Below are 19,014 nucleotides of genomic sequence, written 5' to 3' on the forward strand. Positions count from 1 at the left end.
AAAACGGAAAGACCACCATGTACCTGGAAAAATTCAAGCTGAACGGCAAGACCGCGTTCATCACCGGCGGCGGGCAGGGCATCGGCCTCGGCTGCGCCGAGGCGCTGGCCGAAGCCGGCGCAAAGGTCATCATCGGCGACCGCGACAGCAAGGTCGCCAATGACGCGAAAGCCGACTTGAAGGCGAAGGGTTATGACATCGAGACCGCAATCATGGACGTCACCGACACCAAGCGCGTGGCGGAGGTCGCCAACGACCTCGTCGCCCGCCACGGCAAGGTCGACATCCTCGTCAACAATGCCGGCATTGCCCGCAGCGAGACGCCGGCCGAGACCGTCACCGACGAGCACTGGCTCAACGTCATCGACGTCAACCTCAACGGTACCTTCTGGTGCTGCCGCGAGTTCGGCAAGCACATGTTGAAGGCGAAGAGCGGCGCCATCGTCAATGTCGGCTCGATGTCCGGCTTCATCGTCAACAAGCCGCAGGAACAGTGCTTCTACAACGCCTCGAAGGCCGGTGTGCACCATCTCACAAAATCGCTTGCCGCTGAATGGGGCGCGCGCGGCATCCGCGTCAATGCGGTGGCGCCGACCTATATCGAGACGCCGCTCAATGCGTTCGTGAAGAGCAACGCCAAGATGTACGACGCCTGGATCGGTGGAACCCCGATGGCGCGGATGGGGCAGGTGGAGGAGATCGCCTCGGTCGTGCTGTTCCTCTCTTCCGAGGCCGCGAGCCTGATGACCGGCAGCATCGTGCTGGTGGATGGCGGCTACACTTGCTGGTAGGCTTGCGTCAAAACTGACGGAAAGCGACCGGGAGCGACAATGCCGCGAGCGTATATCGGCGTCGATGTGGGGACCACGAGCACGCGGGCAGGGGTGTTTGACGAGGCCGGCACCCTCCTTGCCACCGCCAAGCATCCAATCCGGATCTGGCACGAGGCGGGCGACATCGTCGAACAGTCGTCCTCGGACATCTGGGAGGCCTGCGCCAAATCGGTGCGCGCGGCGATGGCGGAAGCTGCCATCGCGCCTGACGGTGTCGGCGGCATCGGTTTCGACGCCACCTGTTCGCTGGTCGTCCTCGACCGGCAAGGTGAACCGGTCACCGTCAGCGCCTCCGGCGACAAGCAGCGCAACGTCATCGTCTGGATGGACCACCGTGCCACGGCCGAGGCGCGGCTGATCAACGAGACCGGTGATGCTGTGCTGCGCTATGTCGGCGGCTCGATCTCGCCCGAGATGGAGATGCCGAAACTGCTGTGGCTGAAGCGGCACATGCGTGCGAGCTTCGATGACGCCGGTCATTTCTTCGATCTGGCAGATTATCTGACCTGGCGTGCGACCGGCTCGCTCCAGCGCTCCACCTGCACGGTCACCTGCAAATGGAACTACCTCGCGCATGACGGCGGCGGTTGGAGCGCGCCGTTCTTCCAGCGCATTGGCCTATCGGATTTCGTCGCCGAGAATTACGCCCGCATCGGAACCGAGATCGTCGCGCCGGGCACGCGGCTCAGTGCCGGCCTCACCCGCGCAGCGGCGGCCGAGCTCGGCCTGTCGCCGGGCACACCGGTGGGCGCGTCCCTGATCGATGCGCATGCCGGCGGCATCGGCGCGATCGGCGGTCGCGACGGATCGGACGGCGCAACCGATGTTTCCGATCGTCTCGCCTACATCATGGGAACGTCGGCCTGCATCATGGCCACGACGAAGGAGCCGTGCTTCGTGCCGGGCGTGTGGGGCCCATATTATTCCGGCATGGTGCCGGATGTCTGGCTCAACGAGGGTGGCCAGTCGGCCGCGGGGGCAGCGATCGATCATCTGCTCAAGTCACATGCGGGCCATGCCGAAGCGAACGCGGCGGCGCGCAGCGAGGGCGTCGACCTCATCGAGTACCTCGAGCGGCGCATTATCGCGCGCGCCGGTGACGCCAGCCGTGCCGCGCTGCTCGCCCGCGACGTCCATGTGCTTCCCGAATTCATCGGCAACCGCTCGCCTTACGCCGACCCCGACACCCGCGCGGTGATCGCGGGCCTCGATCTCGACACCGACGTCAGTTCGATGGAGCGGCTGTTCGTCGCCGGCCTCTGCGGTCTCGCCTATGGGCTCGCCGAGGTGATCGAGGCCTTTGCCGCGCATGGCGTCCATTCCAGCATCATGATCATGGGCGGCGGCGCCAGCCGAAGCCCGCTGGTGCGGCAGATCATGGCGGACACCACGGGTCTCACCGTCGCGCTGCCGCAAACGAAAGAACCCGTGTTGCTGGGCGCCGCGATGCTTGGCGCGGTGGCCGGCGGCGCCTATGCCTCGATCGGCGAGACCATGGCAAAGATGTCCGCGCTGGGACGGAAGAGCGAGCCGACCGCGCCGGACATGGCCGCGTTTCATGTTCGCAAGCGCGATGTGTACAGGCTGCTGCGCGAGGTCGATCGCGGCAGCCGGGCGGCGATGCGCGACGTCGCCGGAGGTTGAAACGAATGCTGATATCTTGCGGCGATGCGCTGATCGATTTCGTGCCGACGCGGAACGCCGACGGGCGCGAAGCGGTGATGCCGGCGGTCGGCGGCTCCTGCCTCAACGTCGCGATCGGCATGGCGCGGCTGGGCGCGCCGACCGGCTTTGTCGGCGGCATCTCGACCGACCTGTTCGGGCGCATGATCGCAGATCACGCTGCCGCATCGCATGTCGAGCTCGGCCTCGCCACCCGCAGCGATCACCAGACCACGCTTGCCTTCGTCCGCATCGTCGCGGGCGAGTCGCATTACGCGTTCTACGATGCGGAGACCGCGACACGAAACTGGACCTATCGGCGCGGCACCATTCCGTTCGCGAATGTCGAGGCCGTCCATGTCGGCTCGACCACCCTGGTCAACGACCAGGGCGCGGCCGAGACGAAGGCGTTGATCACGGACGCGCGGGCCGCATCGACGATCTCCTTCGATCCGAACTGCCGGCCTAATCTGGTCAAGGACAAGCCGGCTTATCTGGCGCGGATCGCCGGGTTCGCTGCCTGCGCCGATCTCGTCAAGATGTCGGATGTGGACTTCGCGTATCTCTTCGGCGATGAGCCTTATCAGCAACGCGCGAAAGCGCTGCTGGGGCAGGGCGCGAGTCTCGTCGTCATCACCCGCGGCAACCATGGCGCCGTCGCCTGGCATGCGGGTGCAGGGCAGATCGAAGTCACCGCGCCGAAGGTGGAAGTTGCCGATACCATCGGCGCCGGTGACAGCTTTCAGGCGGCGCTGCTGTTCGCCCTGCACAAGCAGGGCCGCCTCGCCCGGCAAGCACTGAAGGGTATCACGGCCGACGAGCTCCGCCGCGCGCTGTCCTTTGCCGCCAACTGCGCCGGCCTGACCTGCACCCGTCCGGGCGCCGATCCGCCCTGGAGCCACGAGATCAGTTCGAGCCTGTAGCGCCGCCTCACATCCGTGCAACGGCCTTCTCGGCGCATTTGATGAAGGTTCCGATCAGTGGGCTTTGGGAATCCCGCCGCCAGCAGACCGCGATGTCGAGCGAGTCGGTGGCGTCGCGCAGCGGCCTGAACACGATGCCGCGCGGCGCGCCGAGCTGTGCGCAGGCCGGCAGGATGGCGAGGCCTTCGCCGGCCAGAACCAGGCTCATCGCCGAATGCACCGTCTCCACCCGGCTCGCGATCGGCATCACCACCTGGTGCCGGCGCAGCAGGGGGACCACGGCGGACGATGCGGGGCCATGGTCCGGATGAGGGAGCGCGATCAGCGGACGGCCGTGCAACCGGGCCATCGGCACGGAGCTCAGGCGGGCGAGTGGCGAGCGGGTCGGCATGGCGAGCATGAAGCGCTGCGCACCGATCCGCGCCACCTGGATCTCGGGATGGTTGATGGCCGGCATGCACAGCGCGACCGTGACGCTGCGATCGAGCACCCGGGCCTCGCGTGTCGAGGCGCTGAGCTCGGCGAATTCGAGGTCGACGCCGGGAACCGAGCGGCGCAGCTCGGGGATCAGGCGCGGCAGCACCGCGTTCGCCAGCACGAACATGTAGCCGACCGAGATCCGCCCGCGGCTCCCGGCCGCAACCGCACGCGCGGCTTCGATGCCGTCGGCCGCCAGCGCCAGCGCCTCGCCCGCGCGCGCCAGCAGGGCCTGGCCCGCCTCGGTCAGGTCCATGCCGCGCGTGCCGCGGCGGAACAGCGGGGCGCCGACCTCGGCTTCGAGCTTGCGGATCTGCACCGAAAGCGGCGGTTGCGCCATGCGCAGGCGCTCGGCGGCCTTGCCGACGCTGCGCGCCTCGGCGACGGCGACGAAGTAGCGGAGCCGGTGAAGATCCATTGGCATACCGAAAACGTATGGGTTGCTCACGAAAATCGTATTGGACGGCGAGTTAACAAAACTGTCATTCTCGCTGTCAATGTCTTTGGGCCAACGGCGGCCCGCTTCGGAGCGTGATGTGACGATGAACGGCGACCCCTGCCTGCTGTCCGCAACCGAGCTGCGCGGCCTCGTCGCGCAGAAGCGGATTTCTCCCGTCGAGGTCGTCAGCGCCGTGCTCGCGCGCGCCGAGGCGCTCCAGGGCGAATTGAACTGCTTCATCACGCTGTGCGGCGACGAGGCGATGGCGCAGGCGCGCGAGGCCGAGCGCAAGGTGATGGCCGGCGAGCCGCTCGGTCTGCTGCACGGGCTTCCCGTCACGGTCAAGGATATCGTCAACACCAGGGGCGTGAAGACCACCTTCGGCGCCGTTCCCTACAAGGACAATGTCCCCACGGAAGATGCCGTCGCGGTCGCAAGGCTGCGCGCGGAAGGTGCGATCCTGATCGGAAAGACCACGACGCCCGAGTTCGGCAGCAAATGCCTGACCGACTCGCCGCTGTTCGGCCGTACCCGCAATGCGTGGAGCGCGGAGCGTTCCTCCGGCGGCTCCAGCGGCGGCGCTGCGGTGGCCGTTGCGAGCGGCATCGCGCCGCTCGCGATTGCAACCGATGGCGGCGGCTCGACGCGAATTCCCGCTGCCTGCAACGGCGTGGTCGGCTTGAAGCAGAGCAACGGCGTGATCGCGCACAGCCAGGCGCTCGATGCCTTCGGCAACCAGACCTATGTCACGCCGACGACGCGCACCGTCGCCGACACCGCGCTGATGATGCAGGCGATGGCCGGCGAGGATGCCTGCGATCCCTGGTCGATCGGCGTGCCCGTGCCTGATTTCATCGAGACGGCCACGCCGCGCGGCGATCTGCGCGGGCAGAAGATCCTGTATTGCCTGTCGCCGCCCGGACGCCCGGTGTCTTCAGATGTCGCAGCCAGCTTCAAGGCGAGCCTCGACCGGCTCGCGAGCCTCGGTGCCGAGCTCGAAGAGTTCTCCGGCGAGGGATTTGACATCGAGCCGATCTGGCGCGCCATCAACCACACTGTCTGGCGCACGCGCTTTGCAAAACTCGCGGCCGCGCACAAGGACGAGCTGAGCGAGGCCTTCCTCAAGCAGCTTGCGCTCGCCACCGAGGTCAGCGGCGTCGCCTATCAGGAGGCGATGTTCGCGCGCACCGCGCTGTTCCGCCGCGTGCAATCCCTGCTTGCGCGCGGGCACCTGTTGGCGATGCCGACCCTCACCCGCACCGCGCTGCCGATCGACCAGGACCTGTTCGGCACCATCGAGATCGACGGCAAGCACTTCGACAGCGTCCGGCCGCACTGGTTCCCCTGGACCATGCCGTTCAACATGACCGGACACCCCGCGATCAGTCTTCCCTGCGGCTTCGGCCGCGACGGCCTGCCGATCGGGCTTCAGCTCGTCGGCCGCTTCCGCACCGATGCGGACTTGCTGCGCGTCAGCGCGCTGTTCGAAGCCTCGCACGATCTCCTGTCCCGCCGGCCCGGCTGAGGTGAGGCACATGCCGCAAAGGACTTGCCTCCGGCGCCCGGACATGTTGATCGTGCCGCGGGTAGGCCGTGAATTCGAGCGCGCATGAGCGTATTTGTCCTCCGACGTCTGTTGACCTTGCTGGCGACGCTGGTCGGCGCATCCGTGATCATTTTCCTGGTGCTGGATGCCTTGCCCGGCAACGCCGCGCAGATGCTGATGGGCGCCGATGCGTCGGCGGATGCGGTGCGGGCGCTCACCGTCAAGCTCGGGCTCGACCAGCCGCTGGCGGTTCGCTATTTGCAATGGATCAAGGGCCTCCTCGTCGGCGACCTCGGCAACTCCTATGTCTACGGCACGCCGGTCGCCGGCCTGATCGCGGAGCGGCTGGTCCTGACCATTCCGCTCGCGATCATGTCGATGACGATCACGGTGACGCTGGCGCTCTCGGCCGGCATCTACACGGCCGCCAATCACAACAAGCTCGGCGATGTCGGCGTGATGTCGTTGACGCAAGTGGGTATCGCGCTGCCGAACTTCTGGTTCGCGATCCTCCTGGTACTGCTGTTCTCGGTGCGGCTGCAATGGCTCTCCGCCGGCGGGTTTCCCGGCTGGGAGGACGGCATCTGGCTCGGCATCAAGTCGCTGTTGCTGCCGGCGATCTCGCTCGCTGTGGTGCAGGCTGCGATCCTAGCGCGCGTCACGCGCTCGGCGGTTCTGGAAGTGCTGCGCGAGGACTTCGTCCGCACGGCGCGCGCGAAGGGGCTCGGCAAGCGCGAGGTGCTGTGGAGCCACGTGCTGCGCAACGCCATGATCCCCGTGATGACAGTGATGGGGCTGCAATTCGCCAATCTGCTCGCCGGCACCATCGTGATCGAGAACGTGTTCTACCTTCCCGGCCTCGGCCGGCTGATCTTCCAGTCGATAGCCAACCGCGACCTGATCGTAGTGCGCAACTGCGTGATGCTGCTGGCCACCATGGTCGTCATCGTCAATTTCGTGGTCGACGTGCTCTATGCCTTCATCGATCCCCGCATCAAGGTCCACGATTTGTGAGCGCGCCACTGACCACTTCGGTTGACGCCCCGGGTGCAGCGCGCCGCGTGCCGGCCCGCACCTTCTGGGGCCGCGCGCTGCGTCACCGCAGCTTTGTGCTCGGCGGGGCGTTGAGCCTGCTGGTGCTCGCCTCGGCGCTGCTCTCGCTGGTGTGGACGCCGTATTCGCCCTACGAGATCGACATCGCCTCGAAGCTCCGGCCGCCCTCGGCGGCGCACTGGCTCGGCACCGATTCCTTCGGACGCGACATCGTCTCGCTGCTGCTCGCGGGCGCGCGCTCGACCATTCTGGTCGGCATCATCGCCGTGAGCATCGGTCTCACCTTCGGTGTCTGCCTTGGCCTGGTCGCGTCGGCGAAACGCGGCTGGACCGAAGAGATCATCATGCGCTTCTCCGATTTCACCTTCGCCTTTCCGGCCGTGCTGTCCGCGATCATGCTCGCCGCGGTCGTGGGGCCGGGCATGGTGACCTCGATCGTCGCGATCGGCATCTTCCAGATCCCGACGCTGACACGGTTGACGCGCGGCTCGGCCAACGCGATCTGGGCGCGCGAATTCGTGCTGGCGGCGCGCGCCTCGGGGAAGGGCGCCTTCCGCATCACTATCGAGCATGTCCTGCCCAACATCCTGTCGATCCTGATCGTGCAGGTCACCATCCGGTTCGCGCTCGCCATTCTCGCCGAAGCCGCGCTGTCCTATCTCGGCCTCGGCACGCAGCCTCCGCAGCCGTCCTGGGGGCGCATGCTGAACGATGCGCAGACGCTGCTGTTCCAGTCGCCGATGCTCGCGGTCTATCCGGGCGCGGCGATCGCGATCGCGGTGCTCGGGCTCAATCTGCTTGGCGACGGATTGCGCGATCTGCTCGATCCGCGCCTGGCGCGGGAGCGGTGACGATGGGCAAGCACTCAACCATGCCGCTGATCGAGGTCGCCAATCTCGGCGTGCGTCTCAACACCAGCCGCGGGCCGGCGCAGGCGGTGCGCGGCGTCAGTTTTGCGCTGAAGCGCGGCGAGACGCTTGGGCTTGTCGGCGAATCCGGCTGCGGCAAGTCGGTGACGGCGCTGTCGCTGATGGGGCTGCTGCCGGACAGCGCGGTCGTCACCGGCAGCATCAAGCTGGACGGCAGCGAGCTCGCCGGGCTGTCCGATGCGGAATATTGCCGGCTGCGCGGCAACCGTATCAGCATGATCTTCCAGGAGCCGATGACCGCGCTCAACCCGATGCACACGATCGGCCACCAGGTCGCCGAGCCGCTGCGGCGTCACAAGAAATATTCCGCGGCGCAGGCGCGGCGCGAAGCGATCGCCTTGCTCGACCGCGTCGGACTGCCGGATCCGGCGAGGCGCATCGATGCCTATCCGCACCAGTTCTCCGGCGGTCAGCGCCAGCGCGTCACCATCGCCATGGCGCTCGCCTGCGAGCCCGACCTTCTGATCGCGGACGAGCCGACCACCGCGCTGGACGTCACCATCCAGGGCCAGATCCTCGACCTCATCGCCGATCTCGTCGAGGAGCGCGGCATGTCGATGATCCTGATCTCGCACGATCTCGGCGTCATCGCCGAGAACGTGCAGCGCATGATGGTGATGTATGGCGGCACGGTCGTCGAGAGCGGACCGACCGACGAGGTGTTCCGCCGCATGGGACATCCTTACACGCAGGGCCTGTTCCGCGCCCGGCCGAAGCTCGGCGCCCGCAAGGGGACCCGGTTGACGACGATCTCGGGCACAGTGCCCGAGCTCGCCGATTTGCCTTCCGGCTGCACCTTTGCCGATCGGTGTCCGCTCGTGATCGAGCCGTGTCGTGTCGCGCTTCCACCGATGGTTGACGTCGGCCCCGGCCATTTCGTTCGTTGCATCAGGACCGATGTCTCGATGGCCGAACGCGTCGGAGCGCTGCCCGCATGAGCACCGCGCCGCTTCTCGATGTGAGGGATCTCGAGCAGCGCTACACGCTGCCGCGCGAAAGCCTGTTCCGTCCGCCGGGGCAGGTGCGCGCGCTCAACGGCGTCAGCGTGCAGGTCCATGCCGGCAAGAGCCTCGGCGTCGTCGGCGAGTCCGGTTCGGGCAAGTCGACCTTCGCGCGGGTGGTGATGGCGCTGGAGCGGCCGACCTCGGGGCAGGTCGCGCTGCTCGGGCGCGACCTCAATCGCATCTCCGCCGACGAATTGCGCCGCGCTCGCCGCGATTTCCAGATGGTGTTCCAGGACCCTTACGGCTCGCTCGATCCGCGCCAGACCATCGCGCGCATCGTCGCCGAGCCGCTCACCGTGCTGGAAGACGCCGACCGCACCACGTTCCGCTCACGCGTCTCGGCGGTGCTGCGCCAGGTCGGCTTGCGCGAAGCGGACATGGACAAATATCCGCACGAGTTTTCCGGCGGCCAGCGCCAGCGTATCGCGATCGCGCGCGCGCTGATCACCCAGCCGAAGCTCATCGTCGCCGACGAGCCGGTCTCCGCGCTCGACGTCTCCGTGCAGGCGCAGGTGCTGAACCTGATGCAGGACCTCCAGGAGCAGTTCGGCCTCAGCTACATCCTGATCAGCCATGACCTCGCGGTGGTCGATTATCTCTGCGACGAGGTCGCCGTGATGTATCTCGGCCGGATCGTCGAGCAGGGGCGGCCGGAGGACCTGTTCGAGCACTGTGCCCATCCCTATACGCGGGCCCTGCTGGACGCGGTGCCGCGGGCGCGGGCCGGCGGCGGCCGGCGGCGGCGCGGGGCCCAGGCGATCGCCTCGCAATCGGCGGCGGCAAGCGGATGCCCCTATGTCGCACGCTGTCCGCTCGCCGACCAGCATTGCCGCGAGGTTCCGCCCTTGCTACGCAAGGTGGGTGAGAGCCATCTCGCCGCCTGCCACAAGGCGGAGGCCGTGATGGCGTTGCCGCAGGCGGCCATGGAAGGTTAGTGTCCGCAACAGAATTGGCGTAGGCTGGGACAAGAGAAGGCCGGGGAGTTACGCATGTTCAAAAAACTATCGATCGTCGCCTTTGCCGCAGCGCTTGCCGCGGCGCCTTTGCCGGTGCTGGCGCAGAGCAAGAAGGACAGCGTCGTCATGGCGATGGCGCTGGAGCCGCCGGGGCTCGATCCGACCAACGCCGCTGCCGCCGCGATCGCCGAGGTCACGCTCTACAACATCTATGAGACCCTGACCAAGATCAACGAGGACGGCTCCGTCTCGCCGCTGCTAGCCGAGAGCTGGACGGCCTCTCCGGACCTGAAGACCTATACGTTCAAGCTGCGCAAGGGCGTCAAATTCCAGAACGGCGAGCCGTTCGATTCCGCCGCGGTGAAGTTCTCGTTCGAGCGCAACGCGGCGCCCACCAGCACCAACAAGGACAAGAGCCTGTACCAGGCCTTCGAGAAGGTCGAGACGCCCGACGCCGACACCGTCGTGATCACGGTGAAATATTCCGAGCCGAACCTGCCGTTCCTCCTCGGACAGGCGGGCGGCTCGATCGTCGAGCCGAAGAGCGCAGCCACCAATGGCACGCAGCCGGTCGGCACCGGGCCCTATCAGTTGGGCGCCTGGGCCAAGGGCTCCTCGATCACGCTGAACAAGTGGGCCGACTATCGCAACGCTGCCGCGATCAAGCTGTCGAAGGTGACGATCCGCTTCATCTCCGATCCGGCGGCGCAGACCGCGGCGCTGCTCTCGGGTGACGTCGATGCGTTTCCGCGTGTTGCGGCAGCGCGGGCGATCGCACAGTTCAAGGCCGATCCGCGCTTCAACGTGATGATCGGGGGCTCCCGCGCCAAGACCATTGTCGCGATCAACGAGCGCAAGAAGCCGCTGGACGACGTCCGTGTCCGCCGTGCCATTCTCGCCGCGATCGACCGCAAGGCGATGATCGACGGCGCGGCTGACGGCTTCGGCACACCGATCGGCAGCTTCTACGTGCCGGGCGCGCTCGGCTATGTCGACACGACGGGGATCAACCCTTACGACCCCGAGAAGGCGAAGAAGCTGCTGGCGGAAGCCGGTGTCACCACGCCGCTCGAGCTGTCGCTCAAGCTGCCGCCGCCGTCCTATGCGCGGCAGGGCGGCGAGATCGTCGCGGCCCAGCTCGCCAAGGTCGGCATCGTCGCCAAGATCGAGAACGTCGAATGGGCGCAGTGGCTGTCGCAGGTGTTCGCCGGCAACGGTCCGCACAATTTTGACCTCACCATCGTGAGCCATGTCGAGCCGTTCGACCTCGTCAAGATCACCGAGCCGGACTACTATCTCGGCTACAACAACGAGGCCTTCAACGCGCTCTACAAGCAGATCGTCTCCACGCCGGACGAGGCCGCCCGCGCAAAACTGCTCGGCGATGCCCAGCGCATGCTGGCCACCGACGCCGTCTCCGCCTACCTCTACCAGCCGCAGCTGATCACCATCACAGCCAAGAAGCTGAAGGGCGTCTGGAAGGACGTGCCGCAATACGAGAACGATTTCTCGACGTGGTCCTGGGAGTAGGGATCGCGTCATCGCGGCGACCGTTGCTGTGCCCTCTCCCCTTGTGGGAGAGGGCAGCTCCGCTCATGGACACGACGCATGGGTGAGGGGTATGCCTCCGCGTATGACCTTCTCTGACGCTTGAGCAGCCTTATCCGCGGATAGAGACGCCTCATCCGGCGCTTCGCGCCACCTTCTCCCACAAGGGGAGAAGGAAGAGCGCTCCAGAACAAAAACCTGAAAAACAACCCCATGCACAGTAGATGGGGTTAGTCATTTCAATGGCTTGCGCGGGTCGTTCGATGGCCTGCAGCCAGCCGGCGGTGTCGTTGACCCGTCGGGCAAAACACTGGCAATATATCATCATCGCGGCCTCATGGTTCGGGACGCGCCGTCAGGCGAGGCACGCCATGAAGAAGCCATCCCGTCGCGATGCCGGCATCGCCGCGGCTGCCGCCAGCGCCGAGGCACCAACCAATCAGAAGCTCGACCATGCGCCGATGAGCGATATCGCTCATGCCCTGGCCAGTGGGCGGGTTACGGCCTCGGCGCTGACCAAAAATTATCTCGCGCGCATTGAGGCCTACGACCGTGACGGGCCCACGCTCAACTCCGTGCGCGCGCTCAATCCCGATGCGCTCGCGATCGCGGGCAAGCTTGACAGCACGAGGCCTTCAACCAGGCAGCCGCTGGCCGGCATACCGATCCTGGTGAAGGACAACATCGCGACGGGCGACAAGCAGCCGACAACGGCGGGCTCGCTGGCGCTGGAGGGCGCACGGGCCAGGGACGACTCCACCGTCGTCAAGCTGCTGCGCGAGGCGGGGGCGGTGATCCTGGGCAAGGCGAACCTGACGGAGTTCGCCAACATGCTCGCGATCGACATGCCCTCGGGCTACTCATCGCTCGGCGGTCAGGTGAAGAACCCTTACGCGCCGGCGTTGATGGACGATCATGGCCATCCGGCGGTGTCCCCGGGGGGCTCGAGCTCGGGGTCTGCGGTCGCTGTGGCCGCGGATCTGTGTGCGGCCTCGATCGGCACCGAGACCTCGGGCTCGCTGCTGTTCCCCGCCAGCCAGAACGGCCTCGTCACCGTCAAACCGACCGTCGGGCTGATCAGCCGCGCTGGCATTGTGCCGATCGCGCACAGCTTGGACACCGCAGGGCCGATGACGCGCACGGTACGTGATGCGGCGCTACTCCTCAACGTACTGGCGGCGAAGGACCCGCGCGATCCGGCGACAGAGCCGCTGCGGCGGCCAGCCGATTACACCGCCGACTTCACGTCCGATGCGATGAAGGGCGCGCGCATCGGTGTGCCGAGCGACGCCGCCGACCCGCTGAACGATCCCTACTTCGGCAAGCTGCCACCCAAATCGGCGAAGGTGATGGCGGAGGCGATCAAGGTGCTGGAGGATCTGGGCGCCGTGATCGTGCGCGCCAGCATGCCGACAGCCGGCTGGATGAGCGGACCAGGTACGATCATGGCGGTGCTCAACCGCAATCCGCTGAGCGGCAACAAAGGCAATCCGGTCGTGCAGCGGATCGTTTTCCTCTACGAGCTCAAGCGCGATCTCAACCTCTACCTGAAGGACTGGGCGACCAACACCGCCATCAAGACCATCGCCGACATCGTGGCCTTCAACGCGGCGAACGCGGAGAAGGCGCTGCGTTTCGGCCAGGACCTGTTCCTCGCCGCCGACCTCACCCGAGGCGACTTGCGCGAGCGCGAGTACAAGTCGGCGCTTGCCATGGACCTGCTCAGCGCCAGGACCCGCGGCATGGATGCGTACATGACCCAGCACAAGCTCGATGCCGTGCTATTCCCCGGCAGCGGAGGCGCCGCGATCGCCGCCAGGGCAGGCTATCCCAGCGTCATGGTGCCGGGCGGCTTCATCTCGGGAGCTGACGACAAGGACACGCCCGACTATCCGCTCGGCATCACCTTCGCGGGCCGTGCCTGGAGCGAGCACAACCTGCTGCGTCTGGCCTATGCCTACGAGCAGGCCTCCAATATGCGCAAGCCGCCGCCGGGTTTGCCTGGCCTGTAGCATTCACAGGTCTCCTCGCACGGTGAGTAACGCTTAGGGTCTCTACAATTGGTCCATTCAGGACTTGCATTGGGAGACCGCGTCTGGCTGGCTCCTGGTCACCCGCAGCCAAATCGGAACTTTCCATGATCCATTTCGACACCTTGCTGACCTACATTGCGGTGGTTCTCGGTCTCTTCCTCATTCCAGGTCCCGCCGTCCTCTTGGTGCTCGCGCGCTCGTCTGCAGGCGGACATCGCGTCGGAATAGCCACCGGTCTCGGCATCGCCACCGGTGACATGCTTCACACGGCGATGGCAACGCTCGGATTATCGGCGGTGCTGATGACGTCCGCTCTTGCCTTCAGCCTGGTGAAATATGCCGGTGCCGCCTACCTCATATATCTCGGCATCCGCACGTTGATGGAACGAGGCGAAGATCTCAAATTGGCGCGGTCGCGTCTGGTCGATGCGCCGCTCGCCTTCCGGCAGGCCGTTCTTGCCGAAGTGCTGAACCCGAAAACGGCGCTCTTCTTCCTGGCCTTCCTGCCCCAGTTCGTGCATCCCGAGCGAGGCTCCGTCGTCGCGCAGCTTGCGGTTCTCGGTCTCGTCTTCGTGATCATGAGCGCGATCTACACGGCGGTGATCGCTCTCGCCGCCGGACAGGTCGCGGGCTGGCTCGGCCGTCACCGCAGCATCGGTCGCTGGCAAGGCCGCGTCGTCGGAGCGATCTACCTGGGTCTCGGTGTTCGCATGGCCTTGCAGCAGAGGTAGTCCGATCGATGAATGGCCTCGCTGCATTCCACGCCCCGGCGTAACAGAGGACGCCATCAATCGAGCGGGCTTGGGCCGCACCGACATTGAACGTTTGGAACCCTCATGCGTTAGCTCGGCGCAGGATGGCCGCATGCCGTGCGATCCGGCGCGAAGCCATGCGGAGTTCGGTTCTTGCTCAAATTGTACAGGTGGCCGTCCGACGATTGGCAGGGCATCGGCGCGGAAATGCCCTCGGAGATCATCTGGGCTGACCTGCTGAACGCGACCGCTGAGGAAAAGCAGTTCGTCGAGCGATTGCTGAAGATACGCATCCCGTCCGAGGAGTCGCTCAGCGAGATCGAGGCATCGAGCCGACTGATCTTCGATCATGGCACGCTCTATCTCGGCTCGCCCGCGGTCCGGCTCAACGAGGACAACGAGGCCGAGATCACGCCGGTCGGCTTCGTCATCGGCCCGCATGTGCTGGTGACGGTGCGCTTTGCGGAGCTGCCGATCTTCGACCAGATCAGCAAGCGTGTCGGCTCCGATGACAGCCTCGAGAACGGCATGTGCGTGTTCACCAGCCTGCTCGAAGCGATGATCGACCGCGGCGCCGATACTCTGGAGCATCTCGCCGCGAGGGTCGACACGCTCTCGCGAGGTGTGTTCAAAGGCGGACTGGTTCGCTCGAGAAGGCCGGTCCGCTCCAGCCGCAGGATGCGCGAGGCGCTGGAGAATATCGGCGAACTGGCCGACCGGCTGGCCAAGGCGCGAGACGTCCTGCTCGGGGTCGGGCGAATTGCGTCATTTGCCGGCGATGTGGGCGGCGAGTGGATCACGGAGGCGTCGAAGAAGCGCCTCCATGCCGTGTCGAAGGATGTCGCCTCGCTCAGCGACTACGAGACGCGATTGACGGACAAGATCCAGCTTCTGCTCGACGCGGTGCTCGGCTTCATCAACATCCAGCAGAACGAGCTGTTCAAGATCCTGACCATCGTCTCCGTCGTCGGCGTGCCGCCGACGATCCTGGTCGGCGTCTGGGGCATGAACTTCAAGAACATGCCGGAGCTGAGCTGGACCTTCGGCTATCCATTGGCACTTCTCGCTATCATCGCCAGCGGCTTGCTGCCGCTGATCTGGTTCAGGCGGCGCGGCTGGTTCGAGTGATGGAAGCGGCGCACCGTTCGTGAACGATGCGCCGCCCGTCGGTTCATGCTGCCTTCGCGTCGACGTTGCCGATCCAGTTGCGGGCCAGCGTGACGTCGGCCTGCGACAATTGATGGCCTGCCGGCAGCACCTTGTGGTCGACACGCGCTCCCGATTCCGACAGCAGCGCCGCAAGCCGCGCCGAATTGCTCGCAGGCACGATCGGATCAGCCTGCCCGGACAGGAGCAGAACAGGCTTGCCGCCGAGTTCCGCCTTCGATGCGTCCGACAGCGGCACCATGGCGCGCAGCAGGATTGCGCCTGTAAGCGCCTCCGGCTTCAGCAGCAACAACGCGGCCGCGATGTTGGCGCCGTTGGAGAAGCCGACCGCGACCGGTGCGGCGATGCCGTATCGTTGCTGCGCCTCCGCGACGAAGTCGCCGAGCTCGAGCGCGCGCTTGCGTACGTCGTCCTCGTCGAACACGCCTTCCGCAAGACGGCGGAAGAAGCGCGGCATGCCGTGCTCGAGCACGCGGCCGCGCGGCGAGAGCAGGGCGGAGCCGGGCGAGATCATCTTGCCGAGCCCGAGCAGGTCGTTCTCGTCACCGCCGGTGCCGTGCAACAGCAGGAGCGGAGGGGAGCCCGCGTCGCGCGCGGGCTCGTAACGATGGATGAATGTGCTTTCGGTCATGACGCGCTCTCTTCGAGGCTCGGCAATACGCCCTCGATCTGCTTGCGCTGCGCTTCGAGGAAGCTCGGCAGCTTGAGGTCACGCCCCAGCGTCGCGACGGGCTCGTCGACGGCGAAGCCTGGAATGTCGGTCGCGATCTCGAACAGCACGCCGCCGGGCTCGCGGAAATAGATCGAGCGGAAGTAGTTGCGGTCCCTTTGCTCGGTCGGATGCAGGCCGTGATTGCTCACGAGCCTCTCGGCCATCTTGCCCTGCTCGGCATCGTCGGCCGCGCGGAAGGCGATGTGATGCACCGAGCCGCCGCCCTGATGCCCACGCAGAAAGCCCTTGGCCTCGTAGATATCGACGACGCTGCCTTCGACATCGCCCGGCGCTTTGAAGCGGATCACGGAGCCTTCGCGCCCGGTCTCCTTGAAGCCGAACACGTCGGTGAGGACGGCAGCCGTCTTCGCCGCGCTGTCGAGCAGCAAGGTCACGCCGTGGAAGCCGCGGATCGCGTGCTCGGCCGGGACGTCGCCATTGCTCCAGCCGGGCTCGTTCTCGGCGCCGGGGATGCCGACGAGGGCGAGCGCCATGCCATCAGGGTCGGTGAACGGCAGGACGGATTCGCCGAAGCGCTTCTCGAGCGCTTCATAGGCGATGCCCTTCTCGGTGAAGCGCTGCGTCCAGTAGCCGAGCGAGCGCTGCGGCACGCGGAAGGCGGTCTGATGGGTCTCGCCGACGCCGCGGCGCCCGGCCGGCACGCCGGCCCACGGGAAGAAGGTCAGGATGGTGCCGGGGCGGCCGGTCTCGTCGCCGTAATAGAAGTGATAGGTGCCGGGATCGTCGAAATTGACCGTCTTCTTGACGAAGCGCAGGCCGAGATCACGGGTGTAGAAGCCGAAATTGCGGATGGGGTCGCCGGCGATCGCGGTGACATGATGCAGTCCAGACATTGTCGTCCTCCAGAATTCGGGGAGCGGTCTTGCTCTGGCCGGAAATATCGTTCCGCTTTGGATTGGAGACAATCCATGCAAATATGACGTCTATGTCTACGATTTGGAAACAATCGCCGGGGCCGGCCCTTGGATAAGGTCGCCAGCCTCCGGGCCTTCGTGAAGGTGGTCGAAAGCGGCAGCTTTGCCGAAGCGGGCCGGCAGTTGCGGCTGTCGCGCTCGGCGATCAGCAAATACATCGCCGACCTCGAGGAGAGCCTCGGCGTCCAGCTGCTGAACCGGACCACCCGGCACGCCAGCCCGACCGAGAACGGCCAGCGCTATTTCGAGCGGGCGGTCGTGATCCTCTCGGAGATCGAGGCCGCCGACCAGGCGGTGACGCAGGCCCAGTCGGCGCCGCGCGGCCTGCTGCGCGTCAACGCGCCGATGTCGTTCGGCACGATGCGGTTGGGGCCGGTGCTCGCCGATTTCATGGCGCGCTATGGCGAGCTCCAGCTCCAGATCGTGCTCAGCGACGATCTGCTCGATCCCGTCCAGGACGGCTTCGACGTGACGCTGCGGATCGCGGAACTGGAATCCTCCAGCCTGATCGCGCGGAAAATCATGCCGGTGGCGCGCATGATCTGCGCCGCGCCGGATTATCTTTCGCGTCACGGCACGCCAAAACATCCGCAGGATCTGCGCGAGCATACCTCGCTGACCTACGGCTTCCTGCTCACCGGCAATCAGTGGAAGCTTACAGGCAGCGACGGCGATCACTGGATCCAGCCGGCCTGGTCGCTCTGCGTCAACAATGCCGAAGTGCTGCGCGACGCCGCGATCAAGGGCAGGGGGCTGGCGCTGCTGCCTGAGTTCATCGCTGCCGATGCTTTGCGGAAAGGTGAGCTGCAGACCGTGCTGGACGACTATTCCGCGCCGCCGCTCGCGCTCTATGCGGTCTATCCGCCGACGCGGCATCTGTCGGTGAAGGTGCGGCTGTTCATTGATTTTCTGGTGGAGCGGTTTGGCTAGGGTATGAAAGAGGCCCCAACTGAGGACGGCAGCAGGCTACATGGCAACGCTGATTCATGAGGTTTGGATGGGTGCAAACGGTTTGCCTTGTAGTTCCAGCGGGTTCGCGCGATCCGCCACGTCAAAGCTCGCGTCGCTAAGCGGATGTTATGCTCGGACGTTCCGCCGAGAAAGCCGAGCTGAGAACATCAGCCCGGCTCGTCGTCCTATTTCTTGCCATCGAGGAACTGGCGGACCGCCTTGATAGTTGGCACCGGTTGCTCTTCCATCAGCCAGTGACCCGCGTCCGGAATGACGACCTCGGTGACATCTGTCGCCGCATTCCGCATCACGACGGCCTCCATCTTGCCGAATGATTTCTCGCCACCAACGGCGAGCACGGGAATGCTCAACTTGGTTGCGATCGCCTTCTTGTTGTCCTCGGCGTCGGTGCGGATCGCCCTGAATTGCGCGAACGCTGCGTGCATGGCGCCTGGTCGCGCATAGAGCTCTGCGTAGTGGCGACGCATCCCTTCCGTGACCTTGGAGGGCGTGCCCGCGAATTCGTTCCAGAAGCGGTCGAGGTAGATGCGCTCGCGGCCCTTGACCAGCCGCTCCATGTCGGGGCCGCCGAAATCGAAGTGCCAGAGCTGCGGGCTGCGGACCACCTCGTCCCACGGCGGCACGCCGGGCACCGGGGCGTCCATGACGACCAGTTTTTCGGTGAGATCGCGATACCGCGCCGCATAGGCATAGGCCACCATGGTGCCGATGTCGTGTCCGACGACGGCTGCCTTCTCGATGTTGAGCGATTGCAGAACGGCGCGCATGTCGGCGGCCTGGGTCCATTTGTCGTAGCCATTATCGGGTTTGGCCGAGAGGCCCATGCCGCGCAGATCCGGCACGACTACCGTGTGATCGCGCACGAGGTCAGCGCCAAGCTTTGCCCACATGTCGCCGGTATCGCCAAAGCCGTGGATCAGGATGACGGCCGGCCCTTGACCGCCGACGCGCACGTGAATCTGCGTGCCGTTGGCCGCGATGGTTTTGGTTTTGAAGGTGGACGGGAATTGTTCGACCTCGGCGCGCGCGGCAGGAGCGAACAGCATGAGGAGAATTGCGAGGTATCTTGCGCG

Annotated in this window: 17 protein-coding genes; 13 read left to right on the forward strand and 4 right to left on the reverse strand. The window is 65.9% G+C overall.

Annotated features, from left to right (window positions below; translation table 11 throughout):
- The first annotated feature begins 17 nt into the window (after positions 1 to 17).
- The 3 genes from NLM15_RS15030 to NLM15_RS15040 are packed head-to-tail and all read left to right on the forward strand — an operon-like array spanning position 18 to position 3,418.
- The gene (locus NLM15_RS15030) at positions 18 to 791 is read left to right on the forward strand and encodes an SDR family NAD(P)-dependent oxidoreductase (RefSeq protein WP_254117842.1); all 774 of its coding nucleotides are present in this window, start codon (positions 18 to 20) and stop codon (positions 789 to 791) included.
- 39 nt (positions 792 to 830) lie between these two features.
- Positions 831 to 2,477, forward strand: coding sequence for an FGGY-family carbohydrate kinase (locus NLM15_RS15035; RefSeq protein ID WP_254117843.1), 1,647 nt, complete (start codon positions 831 to 833; stop codon positions 2,475 to 2,477).
- A 5-nt stretch (positions 2,478 to 2,482) separates the two neighbouring features.
- On the forward strand, positions 2,483 to 3,418 hold the full coding sequence (locus tag NLM15_RS15040) for a carbohydrate kinase (RefSeq protein WP_254117844.1): 936 nt from the start codon (positions 2,483 to 2,485) through the stop codon (positions 3,416 to 3,418).
- A gap of 7 nt (positions 3,419 to 3,425) precedes the next feature.
- Here the strand turns inward: NLM15_RS15040 and NLM15_RS15045 are convergent, their stop codons facing one another.
- Entirely contained in the window at positions 3,426 to 4,313 is an 888-nt protein-coding gene (locus NLM15_RS15045) for a LysR family transcriptional regulator (protein ID WP_254117845.1), read from the reverse strand.
- Positions 4,314 to 4,437: 124 nt separating this feature from the next.
- Here NLM15_RS15045 and NLM15_RS15050 point away from each other — a divergent pair, with 124 nt between their 5' ends.
- From NLM15_RS15050 to NLM15_RS15090, 9 genes are all read left to right on the forward strand, one after another.
- Positions 4,438 to 5,859 carry an amidase gene (locus tag NLM15_RS15050; protein ID WP_254124245.1) on the forward strand — a complete coding sequence of 474 codons (1,422 nt, stop codon included), beginning with the start codon at positions 4,438 to 4,440 and terminating at the stop codon, positions 5,857 to 5,859.
- 84 nt (positions 5,860 to 5,943) lie between these two features.
- Complete coding sequence (locus tag NLM15_RS15055; protein WP_254117846.1) at positions 5,944 to 6,894, forward strand: ABC transporter permease; 951 nt, start codon at positions 5,944 to 5,946, stop codon at positions 6,892 to 6,894.
- Positions 6,891 to 7,784 carry an ABC transporter permease gene (locus tag NLM15_RS15060; protein WP_254117847.1) on the forward strand — a complete coding sequence of 298 codons (894 nt, stop codon included), beginning with the start codon at positions 6,891 to 6,893 and terminating at the stop codon, positions 7,782 to 7,784. Before NLM15_RS15055 ends, NLM15_RS15060 begins: the two co-directional genes overlap by 4 nt.
- A gap of 2 nt (positions 7,785 to 7,786) precedes the next feature.
- Positions 7,787 to 8,800, forward strand: coding sequence for an ABC transporter ATP-binding protein (locus tag NLM15_RS15065; protein WP_254117848.1), 1,014 nt, complete (start codon positions 7,787 to 7,789; stop codon positions 8,798 to 8,800).
- A complete protein-coding gene (locus tag NLM15_RS15070) occupies positions 8,797 to 9,801 on the forward strand; it encodes an ABC transporter ATP-binding protein (protein ID WP_254117849.1) in 1,005 nt (334 codons plus the stop codon). The genes NLM15_RS15065 and NLM15_RS15070 overlap by 4 nt, the downstream gene beginning before the upstream one ends.
- A 54-nt stretch (positions 9,802 to 9,855) precedes the next feature.
- A complete protein-coding gene (locus tag NLM15_RS15075; protein ID WP_254117850.1) occupies positions 9,856 to 11,352 on the forward strand; it encodes an ABC transporter substrate-binding protein in 1,497 nt (498 codons plus the stop codon).
- Between the two features lie 389 nt (positions 11,353 to 11,741).
- On the forward strand, positions 11,742 to 13,382 hold the full coding sequence (locus tag NLM15_RS15080) for an amidase family protein (protein ID WP_254117851.1): 1,641 nt from the start codon (positions 11,742 to 11,744) through the stop codon (positions 13,380 to 13,382).
- A gap of 125 nt (positions 13,383 to 13,507) precedes the next feature.
- The gene (locus tag NLM15_RS15085) at positions 13,508 to 14,134 is read left to right on the forward strand and encodes a LysE family translocator (RefSeq protein ID WP_254117852.1); all 627 of its coding nucleotides are present in this window, start codon (positions 13,508 to 13,510) and stop codon (positions 14,132 to 14,134) included.
- A 174-nt stretch (positions 14,135 to 14,308) separates the two neighbouring features.
- Positions 14,309 to 15,283, forward strand: coding sequence for a magnesium transporter CorA family protein (locus NLM15_RS15090; protein WP_254117853.1), 975 nt, complete (start codon positions 14,309 to 14,311; stop codon positions 15,281 to 15,283).
- 43 nt (positions 15,284 to 15,326) lie between these two features.
- On the opposite strand, the gene NLM15_RS15095 is transcribed toward NLM15_RS15090, so the two are convergent.
- Together NLM15_RS15095 and NLM15_RS15100 are read right to left on the reverse strand one after the other, a co-directional pair.
- Positions 15,327 to 15,953, reverse strand: a complete 627-nt coding sequence (locus NLM15_RS15095; RefSeq protein ID WP_254117854.1) for an alpha/beta hydrolase — start codon at positions 15,951 to 15,953, stop codon at positions 15,327 to 15,329.
- A complete protein-coding gene (locus tag NLM15_RS15100) occupies positions 15,950 to 16,888 on the reverse strand; it encodes a ring-cleaving dioxygenase (RefSeq protein ID WP_254117855.1) in 939 nt (312 codons plus the stop codon). The genes NLM15_RS15095 and NLM15_RS15100 overlap by 4 nt, the downstream gene beginning before the upstream one ends.
- A gap of 129 nt (positions 16,889 to 17,017) precedes the next feature.
- Between NLM15_RS15100 and NLM15_RS15105 the strand changes: the two genes are divergently transcribed.
- On the forward strand, positions 17,018 to 17,899 hold the full coding sequence (locus tag NLM15_RS15105) for a LysR family transcriptional regulator (protein WP_254117856.1): 882 nt from the start codon (positions 17,018 to 17,020) through the stop codon (positions 17,897 to 17,899).
- A 206-nt stretch (positions 17,900 to 18,105) separates the two neighbouring features.
- Here NLM15_RS15105 and NLM15_RS15110 read toward each other — a convergent pair whose 3' ends face one another.
- Positions 18,106 to 18,987 (reverse strand): alpha/beta fold hydrolase, encoded by an 882-nt coding sequence (locus NLM15_RS15110; protein ID WP_254124246.1) that lies wholly within the window; start codon positions 18,985 to 18,987, stop codon positions 18,106 to 18,108.
- Positions 18,988 to 19,014: the final 27 nt, after the last annotated feature.

Source organism: Bradyrhizobium sp. CCGB20 (genome assembly GCF_024199855.1).
GTDB lineage: Bacteria > Pseudomonadota > Alphaproteobacteria > Rhizobiales > Xanthobacteraceae > Bradyrhizobium.

What these genes read in the sequence shown, in the direction of transcription:
- NLM15_RS15045 (WP_254117845.1), bottom strand. Translation starts at nt 4,313, where the DNA reads ATGGATCTTCACCGGCTCCGCTACTTCGTCGCCGTCGCCGAGGCGCGC.
- NLM15_RS15065 (WP_254117848.1), top strand. Translation starts at nt 7,787, where the DNA reads ATGGGCAAGCACTCAACCATGCCGCTGATCGAGGTCGCCAATCTCGGC.
- NLM15_RS15080 (WP_254117851.1), top strand. Translation starts at nt 11,742, where the DNA reads ATGAAGAAGCCATCCCGTCGCGATGCCGGCATCGCCGCGGCTGCCGCC.
- NLM15_RS15030 (WP_254117842.1), top strand. Translation starts at nt 18, where the DNA reads ATGTACCTGGAAAAATTCAAGCTGAACGGCAAGACCGCGTTCATCACC.
- NLM15_RS15100 (WP_254117855.1), bottom strand. Translation starts at nt 16,888, where the DNA reads ATGTCTGGACTGCATCATGTCACCGCGATCGCCGGCGACCCCATCCGC.
- NLM15_RS15040 (WP_254117844.1), top strand. Translation starts at nt 2,483, where the DNA reads ATGCTGATATCTTGCGGCGATGCGCTGATCGATTTCGTGCCGACGCGG.
- NLM15_RS15050 (WP_254124245.1), top strand. Translation starts at nt 4,438, where the DNA reads ATGAACGGCGACCCCTGCCTGCTGTCCGCAACCGAGCTGCGCGGCCTC.
- NLM15_RS15085 (WP_254117852.1), top strand. Translation starts at nt 13,508, where the DNA reads ATGATCCATTTCGACACCTTGCTGACCTACATTGCGGTGGTTCTCGGT.
- NLM15_RS15055 (WP_254117846.1), top strand. Translation starts at nt 5,944, where the DNA reads ATGAGCGTATTTGTCCTCCGACGTCTGTTGACCTTGCTGGCGACGCTG.
- NLM15_RS15075 (WP_254117850.1), top strand. Translation starts at nt 9,856, where the DNA reads ATGTTCAAAAAACTATCGATCGTCGCCTTTGCCGCAGCGCTTGCCGCG.
- NLM15_RS15035 (WP_254117843.1), top strand. Translation starts at nt 831, where the DNA reads ATGCCGCGAGCGTATATCGGCGTCGATGTGGGGACCACGAGCACGCGG.
- NLM15_RS15070 (WP_254117849.1), top strand. Translation starts at nt 8,797, where the DNA reads ATGAGCACCGCGCCGCTTCTCGATGTGAGGGATCTCGAGCAGCGCTAC.
- NLM15_RS15095 (WP_254117854.1), bottom strand. Translation starts at nt 15,953, where the DNA reads ATGACCGAAAGCACATTCATCCATCGTTACGAGCCCGCGCGCGACGCG.
- NLM15_RS15110 (WP_254124246.1), bottom strand. Translation starts at nt 18,987, where the DNA reads ATGCTGTTCGCTCCTGCCGCGCGCGCCGAGGTCGAACAATTCCCGTCC.